8 protein-coding genes are annotated in these 8742 nt (G+C 74.3%); 5 read left to right on the plus strand and 3 right to left on the minus strand.

What is annotated here, in order from left to right; all coding sequences use genetic code 11:
- Nucleotides 1-32: 32 nt before the first annotated feature.
- From gnd to dnaA, 3 genes are all read right to left on the minus strand, one after another.
- A complete protein-coding gene (gene gnd / locus OF117_RS18045; RefSeq protein WP_263554231.1) occupies nucleotides 33-965 on the minus strand; it encodes a phosphogluconate dehydrogenase (NAD(+)-dependent, decarboxylating) in 933 nt (310 codons plus the stop codon).
- A gap of 180 nt (nucleotides 966-1145) precedes the next feature.
- Nucleotides 1146-2303 (minus strand): DNA polymerase III subunit beta, encoded by a 1158-nt coding sequence (gene dnaN / locus OF117_RS18050; RefSeq protein ID WP_263554232.1) that lies wholly within the window; start codon nucleotides 2301-2303, stop codon nucleotides 1146-1148.
- Nucleotides 2304-3171: 868 nt separating this feature from the next.
- Nucleotides 3172-4926, minus strand: coding sequence for a chromosomal replication initiator protein DnaA (gene dnaA, locus OF117_RS18055; protein WP_263554233.1), 1755 nt, complete (start codon nucleotides 4924-4926; stop codon nucleotides 3172-3174).
- Between the two features lie 828 nt (nucleotides 4927-5754).
- On the opposite strand from dnaA, the gene rpmH reads away from it, so the two are divergent.
- From rpmH to OF117_RS18080, 5 genes are all read left to right on the plus strand, one after another.
- Nucleotides 5755-5892, plus strand: a complete 138-nt coding sequence (rpmH, locus tag OF117_RS18060) for a 50S ribosomal protein L34 (RefSeq protein ID WP_089305879.1) — start codon at nucleotides 5755-5757, stop codon at nucleotides 5890-5892.
- Nucleotide 5893: 1 nt separating this feature from the next.
- Complete coding sequence (gene rnpA, locus OF117_RS18065; RefSeq protein ID WP_263554234.1) at nucleotides 5894-6280, plus strand: ribonuclease P protein component; 387 nt, start codon at nucleotides 5894-5896, stop codon at nucleotides 6278-6280.
- 68 nt (nucleotides 6281-6348) lie between these two features.
- Nucleotides 6349-6711, plus strand: a complete 363-nt coding sequence (yidD, locus tag OF117_RS22300) for a membrane protein insertion efficiency factor YidD (protein WP_263554235.1) — start codon at nucleotides 6349-6351, stop codon at nucleotides 6709-6711.
- The gene (yidC, locus tag OF117_RS18075) at nucleotides 6704-7852 is read left to right on the plus strand and encodes a membrane protein insertase YidC (protein ID WP_263554236.1); all 1149 of its coding nucleotides are present in this window, start codon (nucleotides 6704-6706) and stop codon (nucleotides 7850-7852) included. The genes yidD and yidC overlap by 8 nt, the downstream gene beginning before the upstream one ends.
- Before the next feature lie 313 nt (nucleotides 7853-8165).
- Nucleotides 8166-8621, plus strand: a complete 456-nt coding sequence (locus tag OF117_RS18080) for a protein jag (RefSeq protein WP_411969465.1) — start codon at nucleotides 8166-8168, stop codon at nucleotides 8619-8621.
- Nucleotides 8622-8742: the final 121 nt, after the last annotated feature.

The following is an 8742-nucleotide window of genomic DNA, read 5'->3' on the forward strand; positions in this document are numbered from 1 at the left end:
CCTGCGAGGGGCGGGGAGGACGGGGTCCTCCGTCATGCGGGTTCCTCGACCTCGTGGGTCCGCACCGCCTGCACCGCGTGCCCGCCGAACTGGTTGCGCAGCGCGGCGACCGCCTTCATGGTCGGCGAGTCCTCCTGCCGGGACGAGAAGCGGGCGAACAGCGACGCGGCGATCGCCGGCATCGGGACCGCGTGCTGGATGGCCTGCTCCACGGTCCACCGGCCCTCACCGGAGTCCTCGGCGTAGCCGGAGATCTTCTCCAGGCCCGGGTCCTCCCGCAGCGCGCGGACCAGCAGGTCCAGCAGCCAGGAGCGGATGACCGTGCCCTGGGTCCACGAGGCGATGACGCCGGGGACGTCCTCGATGAGCTCGGAGGCGTGCAGCAGCTCGTAGCCCTCGCCGTAGGCCTGCATCAGCGCGTACTCGATGCCGTTGTGCACCATCTTGGCGAAGTGCCCGGCACCGGCCGGGCCGGCGTGCACGAACCCGGCGCCGGGCAGCTCCTCGCCGGACTCGTCGGTCGGCGCCGGCGGTTTGAGCGCGTCGAAGATCGGCTGCACGGTGGCGACGTCGTTCGCGCTGCCGCCCACCATCAGGGCGTAGCCGTTCTCCAGCCCCCAGACGCCGCCGGAGACGCCGGCGTCGATGAAGCCGATGCCCTTGGTGGCGAGGTCGTCGGCGTGCACCTGGTCCTCGGTGAACTTGGAGTTCCCACCGTCGACGACGACGTCGCCGTCGCCGAGCAGGTCCTTGAGCCGGCGGATGGTCTGCTGCGTCGGCACACCGGCAGGCACCATCACCCAGACCACCCGCGGGGACCGGAGGGCGTCGACCAGCGCCTCGAGGCTGTCGACGTCCCGCTTCCCCGGGTCGCGGTCGTAGCCGACCACCTCGTGGCCGGCGCGACGCAGCCGCTCGGCCATGTTGCCGCCCATCTTGCCCAGCCCGATCAATCCCAGCTGCACGGCGAAGTCCCCTCCCGAGCGAGTCGTGACGTCCGTCCCTGCGCGGTGCCCGAGCGTCGCCGCCGTGACACCTCGGCCCCCTTCGGCCCATCCCAGGGCCCCGCGTCGAGCGTCGCGGGGGGTGAGGAGGCGGGCCTCCTCACCCCCCGCCGGCTCGGGGCGAGCCTCGGGACGGGGCCATCAGCCCGGCAGGCGCACCGGCATGATCAGGTACCGGTAGCTGCCCGCCCGCTCCGCGGGCGCGGCGGGCTGGTCGTCGGCGGCCGGCTCGTCGACCCCGGAGAGGACGGCGGGCTTGAGCGGGCTGGTGAAGTCCATCCGCGCCCGCTCGGTGTGCACCGCGGCCAGCCCGTCGAGCAGGAACGACGGGTTGAAGCCGATGGTCAGCGGGTCGCCGTCGAACTCGACGTCGCAGCGCTCCTCGGCCTGGCCCTCGTCGTCGGTGCCCCCGGCACGCAGGGTGACCTGACCCGGCGTGAACTCGCAGCGCAGCGGGGTGCCCCTCTCGGCGACCAGCGCGACCCGCTTCGCCGCGTCGGTGAACAGGGCGACCGGGAGCACCGCGTGCGCGGCCGACTCGGTCGGCATGATCGCCCGGTACTTGACGAACTCGGCGTCCAGCAGCCGGGTCGTGGTCTGCCGGTCCTTGCCCGAGAGGCCGAGGATGCCCTCGCCGCTGCCGCCGGACGACAGCGACACCACGATCTCCGGGCCGCTGGTCAGCGTCCGCGCCGCATCGGCCAGGGTCCGCGCAGGCACGAGCACGGCCGCCGACGTCCCCGGGCTCTCCGGTCGCCAGCCGAACTCCCGTACCGCCAGGCGGTAGCGGTCGGTCGCGGCCAGGGTGATCAGGTCGTCCTCGATCTCCAGCCGGACGCCGGTGAGCATCGGCAGGGTGTCGTCACGGCCGGCAGCGACGGCCACCTGGCCGACCGCCTCGGCGAAGACGTCGCTGTCGACGACGCCCGCCGACGAGGGCATGGCCGGCAGGGCGGGGTAGTCCTCGACCGGCAGCGTCGGCAGGCTGAACCGGGCGTTGCCGCAGACCAGCGCCAGCCGCGGCCCCTCGGCGGTGATCTCGACCGGGTGCGGCGGCAGCGCGCGGGTGATCTCCGCCAGCAACCGGCCGGGCACCAGCGCCTTGCCCGCCTCGGTGGCGGTCACGTCGACCTCGGCGCGCGCGGACACCTCGTAGTCGAAGCCGGAGACCGACAGCTGGCTGCCGTCGACGTCGAGCATGATGCCGGCCAGCACGGGCACCGACGGCCGCGGCGGCAGGCTGCGCGCCGTCCAGGCGACGGCGTCTGCGAGCACCTCACGTGCCACCCGGAACTTCATGACTCGACCCACCCCACCCGTCGCTCGTTTCTCCGTGTGCCGGGTCCGGTCGCTGACGCAGCGCTGCCCGTGCGCAGCACATCGTGCCCGCAGCCCCGGTCCGTCGGGCAACCCCCGTCCACCGGTAGATGCCGGAGGAACCGTGCCAGCACGCCCAGCGGCCCCTCCGGGCGCACCGTCCCCACCCTGCCTGCTGTTCGAGAAAGCCTCGGGATCTCTCCTTCATCCTCGTCATCACCGGTGTGGAAGCTGGGGAACGGGGCCCTCTGCGCAGGTCGGCCGCCGGATCGGGCTGTTGGCCGGATGTGGGCGGTGGGCGTCGTCCTGTTGTCGACACGTGGACATCTCGACGGCTGTGCACCGGGTGGCTGCGCCGTCCACCCGCTGTCCCCGGTGAACTCACGGCCGGTCCCCAGGCTCTGCACGCGGCGCCGAGCCCAGCGGCCAGGCGACCCGGGCGCTGCGTGCGCGAGACCTCGCAGGGCGACGTCGTCGCAGGTCAGCGGCCTGCTGCCCGCCACCGCCGGCGACGTGGCGGTGAACGGCGGCCGGCAAGGTCGTGACACGAGGTGACCCGGCGGGCATCCGTCCGTCCCCAGACTGTGCACATCCCTGGGGACAACTTCTCGACCAGTCGACCGCCGGCGGGGCGGCAACCTCGGCGCGACCGCGCCGGACTGGCCGTCGACGACTCGCCGTCGACATCCCCACCTGTGGACAAGTCCGTGGGCGGCCGGTGCACGGCGCCCCCGGCGGGGTTCACGCAGCGTCGCCGCCGCGCCGAGGACCATCCGGTGCGTTCCTCGCGGGCCGCGGCCGGCACGGCCTCCGGGGCCGGAGGACCACCCGAGCTGCGGTCGGGAACGGGTCAGGACCGGGCGCGGCTCTTGATGCGCGCGGTCAGCTCGGTGACCTGGGTGTAGGTGGCCCGGCGCTCGCTCATCAGGTTGGTGATCTTCTTGACCGCGTGCATGACGGTGGTGTGGTCCTTGCCGCCGAAGGAGGCCCCGATCCGCGGCAGCGACAGCTCGGTGAGCTCCCGGCACAGGTACATGGCGATCTGCCGGGCGTTGACCAGCGTGCGGCTGCGGTTGGCACCCTGCAGCTCCTCCATCGTCACGCTGAAGTACTCGGCGGTGGCGGCCATGATGATCGCCGCGGTGATCTGCGGGCCCTGCTCGTCGCTGATCAGGTCCTTGAGCACCAGCTCGGCCAGCGGCAGGTCGACCTGCTGCTTGTTCAACGACGCGAACGCGGTCACCCGGATCAGCGCGCCCTCGAGCTCGCGGATGTTGGTCTGCACCTTGCTGGCGATGAACTCCAGCACCGCGTCGGGCACCTGCAACCGTTCGCCCCACGCCTTCTTGCGCAGGATCGCGATGCGGGTCTCCAGGTCCGGCGCCTGGACGTCGGTGATCAGGCCCCACTCGAAGCGGGTGCGCAGCCGGTCCTCCAGCGTGGTCAGCTTCTTCGGCGCCCGGTCGGAGGTGATGACGATCTGCTTGCTGGCGTTGTGCAGCGTGTTGAAGGTGTGGAAGAACTCCTCCTGCGTCCGTTCGGCGCGCTCCAGGAACTGGATGTCGTCGATGAGCAGGAAGTCGATGTCGCGGTAGCGGCGGCGGAAGTCCTCGGCCCGGCCGGAGTGCACCAGGTTGATGAACTCGTTCGTGAACTCCTCGGTGCTCACGTAGCGCACCCGCACGTTGGGGAACATCCGGGCGGCGTAGTGGCCGATCGCGTGCAGCAGGTGCGTCTTGCCGAGGCCGGACTCGCCGTAGATGAACAGCGGGTTGTACGCGCGGGCCGGCGCCTCGGCCACCGCCACCGCCGCGGCGTGCGCGAAGCGGTTGCTGTTGCCGATGACGAACGAGTCGAACACGTACTTGGGGTTCAGCCCCGGGTCCTGGCCGGCCGGACGACGCTCGACGAAGCCCGCGCCCTCGCGGCCGGTGCCGCGCTCGGGTCGGAGGAGGGGCTCGGGAGCGGCCGCCGGCTCGGTGTCGAACGGCAGGACGGCGGCGACGCCGACACCGGGGCCGCTGTCGACCGGCGCGCTGTCGGGGTCCGCGGGCGTCGGCTGCGCGCCGGACCACGCCGTCCCGCCCCAGTCCTCCGGGGCGCCGCGGTCGACCGACGCCGGCCGGTCGGCTCGGCGCAGGGCGGCGGCGTCCTCGTGCCCGGCGGACGACGCATCCGGCAGCTCGCGGTCCCACGGTGGGCTGCCGGCGTCGGTGCGGACGCCGAACGCGCTGCGCCCGTCGTCGGCGCGGTCGCGGATGGCCCGGTCCTCCTCGGTGAGGGACGTCTCGACCGCCGACCACGGACGCCGCACCGGCTGCTCCTCGCGGGGTGCCGGCTCGGGCGGCAGGTCCTCCAGCTGGACGGCGACGCGGATGTCCCGGCCGAAACGCTCGGACAGCGCTTCGGCGAGCACGCGGCGCATCCGTGACTCGAGCACCGTCTGGGTGAACTCGTTGGGGGCGGCCAGCACCGCGGTGTCCTCGAAGAGCCCCAACGGCCGGGTGAGGTTGAGCATGGCGTTCTGCTGCGGCGAGAGACTCGTCGCCAGCCGCGCGCGGATCTGGTCCCAAACCGCCGTCAGGTCGAGCGTGGCGTCGGCCATGCGGTGTCGTCCTCCCCTGCTGTCGGCCCCGGTCGGCGGCCGGTCACTGCGCGGCGGTCGCGCCCGGCTCTGGCTCCGGAGGAGCCGGGCCCCGCAGGACCCGCTCCCGGCGGCCGCTCGCGGCCGTGCCCGACGCAGGCGGCGGGCACTCGCCGGCCCGCCACCTCCCGCGCCGTCCCCGCCGGCGCGCCCGGTGCGCGTGGACTGCCGGCTCCGCCCGTGACCGCCTGTGGACAGGTGGACACAGTACGTCCACACCGGTGTTCACAGGGTGTGCACGGCCGGGGAGGAGGTGACCGGACCTCCGTCCGGATGCGTCCGCGCGACCGGCGTCGCTGCAGGTCACGGGCCGATCCGGAGGTGGATCGGGCGGGCCGGCGACCGCTCGGCCACCGGGGTCGGCCCGCGCGCCGGATCCTGGTTCGCCCGGCACGGAGCGACGGCGACGCTAACAGCCCTGTCCACAGCCCGGCAACGATCCTGCGGTTCGACCCGGCGCGTCGACGCGAGGAGGTGCCGCTCCGGCTGCGGCGTGCCGCCGCCGGCCGACCCGGTCGGAGGGCGAGCATGTCCGGTCGGTCCCCCGCCGGCCGCCGGGACGTCGCCGACCTCGGTTATGCTGGCGGGCAGTCCGTGGCCGGTTCCGTGCTGCCTGCCGGCAGCCGCACGTCGGAGCAGGTGCGTCCCTGCCCTCGAGGCGAGTGGACCGGCCGCGGCGATCAGCTTCCGGGGGTCACCGGGGTGCGGCTCCCGCCGTCCGTCCGGCACCCCCTGCGCGCCCGTCCACCGGCGGGCGGGCACCGCCGACGTCTGCAGTGGGAGTACCTCGTGAGCAAGCGCACCTTCCAGCCGAACAACCGCCGCCGGTCGAAGACCCACGGCTTCCGGCTGCGGATGCGCACCCGCGCCGGCCGCGCGATCATCGCCGGCCGCCGGCGCAAGGGCCGCGAGAAGCTCTCCGCCTGAGGTGCTGCCCGCGCAGGCCCGCCTGCGCCGGCGTCCGGAGTTCACCGCGGTCGTCCGGTCCGGGCGACGCGTCGGGCGCCCCACCATGGTGATCCACTTCCTGCCCGGACGCGGCGCCGCCGGCGGCGCGGGTTCGGCACGCGCCGGCTTCGTCGTCGGCCGGACGGTGGGCGGTTCGGTCGCCCGGCACCGCGTCACCCGGCGGCTGCGCGCCCTCGTGCGCGACGAGCTGCCGCGGCTACCCGCGACCGCCGACCTGGTGGTGCGCGCGCGCCCGGAGGCGGCCGACGCCGACTTCGAGTCCCTGCGCCGCGACCTGCGCAGCGCGCTCGACCGGGTGCTCGCCGCACCGCCGGTGCGCCCGGACGGGACGGGAGCCCGGCCGTGAGCGCGGCGCCGGGCCGCCGCGGCCGTCGCGATGGGCCCTCCCGCGTCGGACGGGGCCTGCTGGCAGTGGTGCGGTTCTACCAACGGGCGGTGAGCCCGGCGCTCCCGCCACGCTGCCGCTTCCACCCGACCTGCAGCGCCTACGCGGTCGAGGCGATCGAGCGGCACGGCGCCGCCCGGGGCAGCTGGCTCGCCGTGCGCCGGTTGGCCAAGTGCGCGCCATGGCACCCGGGCGGCGTCGACCTCGTCCCGCCGGCTCCGCCGTCGGCCGTCCCGCCGCCGGCGGACCCGTCCCCGGGGGAGCGGGCCGGAACCGCGCACGCCGCCCGCTCGTCGAGCACTCCGGCGCCGACGTCCGGTCCCGATAGCCCACCGACCGCCACCCCGCAGGCCCGCCGGCGGGCCACCCAGGAGGAGTCCTCCGTTGCTTGACTGGCTCTACACCGCCATCGCGTGGGTGATGAAGCAGTGGCACACGCTGTTCTCCACGTTCCTCGACCCGGCCGGCGGCATCACCTGGGCGCTGTCGATCGCCTTCCTGGTGGTCACCGTCCGTCTGATCCTGTTCCCGCTGTTCGTGAAGCAGGTCAAGTCGCAGCGGGCCATGCAGGAGATCGCGCCGGAGTTGCAGAAGCTGCGCCAGCAGTACGGCGCCGACCGGCAGGGCTACAGCCAGGCCGTGATGGCCCTGCAGCGCGAGCGCGGCGTGAACCCGCTGGCCGGCTGCCTGCCGATCCTGCCGCAGATCCCGATCTTCCTGGCGTTGTTCCACGTGCTGCGCCGGCTCGCACCGGGCAAGGAGGGCCTCTACAGCTGGTCGACGGAGCTGACGCAGCAGGCCTCGGTGGCCGAGTTGTTCGGCGCGCCGATCTCCGCGTCGTTCGACATGACCGGCGCCAAGGAGGACGCGATCCTGGCTCTGCCCGGGGTCGGGTACACCGAGATCCGGGTCGTCGCGTTCGTGCTGATCGTGACGATGTGCTTCACGACCTTCTTCACCCAGAAGCAGATCATGCGGCGGTCCGGCCCGGTCGAGGGCCAGGCCGCGATGGTGCAGAAGTTCCTTCTGTACGGCATGCCGCTGTCGCTGTTCGTGACGGGCTTCTTCTTCCCGATCGGCGTCCTGCTCTACTGGATGACGAACAACCTCTGGACCATGGGTCAGCAGTTCTTCATCCTCCGCAAGATGCCCCCGCCCGGCTCGGCCGCCGCCAAGGCCAAGGCCGAGGCCGGCAAGCCAGTCGTCGACCCGAAGACCCTCGCCCCCAAGCCGGGCGCCAAGCCGGTCCGGCCCAAGGCCGGCCGCCCGCAGCCCCCGGCGGCCGCGTCCGGCGACACCGCCGCGGCCGGCGACACCGCCGCGTCCGGGGACACCGCCGCGGCCGGCGACGAGGCGCCGTCAGAGACGCCGTCCCCCGCCGACGCGGCATCCGCCGGCGGCAGCAGCGACGGGAGGCCCGATGGCAAGGCCGCCGGTACCCCGGCCCGCCGGAGCCCGCAGGGCCGACCGCGGGCAGCCGCCGGGCGGGGTGGCCAGGCGCCGGCCAACCGCGGCAAGCGCAAGCGCCGCTGAGCCGACCGCCGGCCCGCCGGCCGACCGTCGGCCCCTCCGACCCACCGGGCACGTCCCGCCGCCGCACCGACCTGGAGGACCCCCCATGACGTCCCCGCAGCACCAGCCCGGCACCGATCCCGGTCCGGGCGACAGCCTCGTGACCGCCGAGGCCACCTCCGGTGCCGTCCTGAGCCCCGCTCCTGCTCCGTCGTCCGATGCGGGGCCGCCCGTGCTGCCGGACGCGGACGCCGGCAGCGACGACGCCCTCGTGGAGCCGGTCGAGACCGAACCGGTACGCGCGCGCGGCGCGGCCGGGCGTGCCGACGAGGACCTGCTCGTCCGCGAGGGTGACGTGGCGGGCGACTACCTCGAGCGGCTGCTGGACATCCTCGACGTGGACGGCGACATCGACCTCGACGTCGAGGGTGACCGGGCCTCCGTCGCCATCGTGGGCGGTGGGCTGGACGACCTGATCGGGCCGGACGGCGCCACGCTGGAGGCGCTGCAGGAGCTCACCCGCCTGGCCGTCGCCCAGTCGACCGGGGTGCGCAGCCGGCTGATGCTCGACATCGGGGAGTTCCGCGCGCGGCGGCGGGCCGATCTCACCGCGCTGGCAGGTGCGACCGCCCGGCGGGTGGCCGACAGCCGCCAGCCCGAGCGGCTCGCGCCGATGAACCCGTTCGAGCGCAAGGTCGTGCACGACGTCGTCGCCGCGGTCGCCGGCGTCCGCAGCGAGTCCGAGGGCGAGGAGCCGAACCGCCGCGTCGTGGTCCTGCCGGATCAGTGAGCGGACAGGGGCGTGAGCATCGCAGCGAGGAACGAGCGAGGAGCGGAGCGCCCCGCGGGAGCGAACCGGCGATGTCGAGCGGACAGGGGCGTGAGCATCGCAGCGAGGAACGAGCGAGGAG

The sequence above is a fragment of the Geodermatophilus sp. YIM 151500 genome, from assembly GCF_025716945.1.
In the GTDB taxonomy this organism is placed as follows: domain Bacteria; phylum Actinomycetota; class Actinomycetes; order Mycobacteriales; family Geodermatophilaceae; genus YIM-151500.

Coding starts and splice junctions, on each gene's coding strand:
- dnaN (WP_263554232.1), bottom strand. CDS start 2,303: ATGAAGTTCCGGGTGGCACGTGAGGTGCTCGCAGACGCCGTCGCCTGG.
- dnaA (WP_263554233.1), bottom strand. CDS start 4,926: ATGGCCGACGCCACGCTCGACCTGACGGCGGTTTGGGACCAGATCCGC.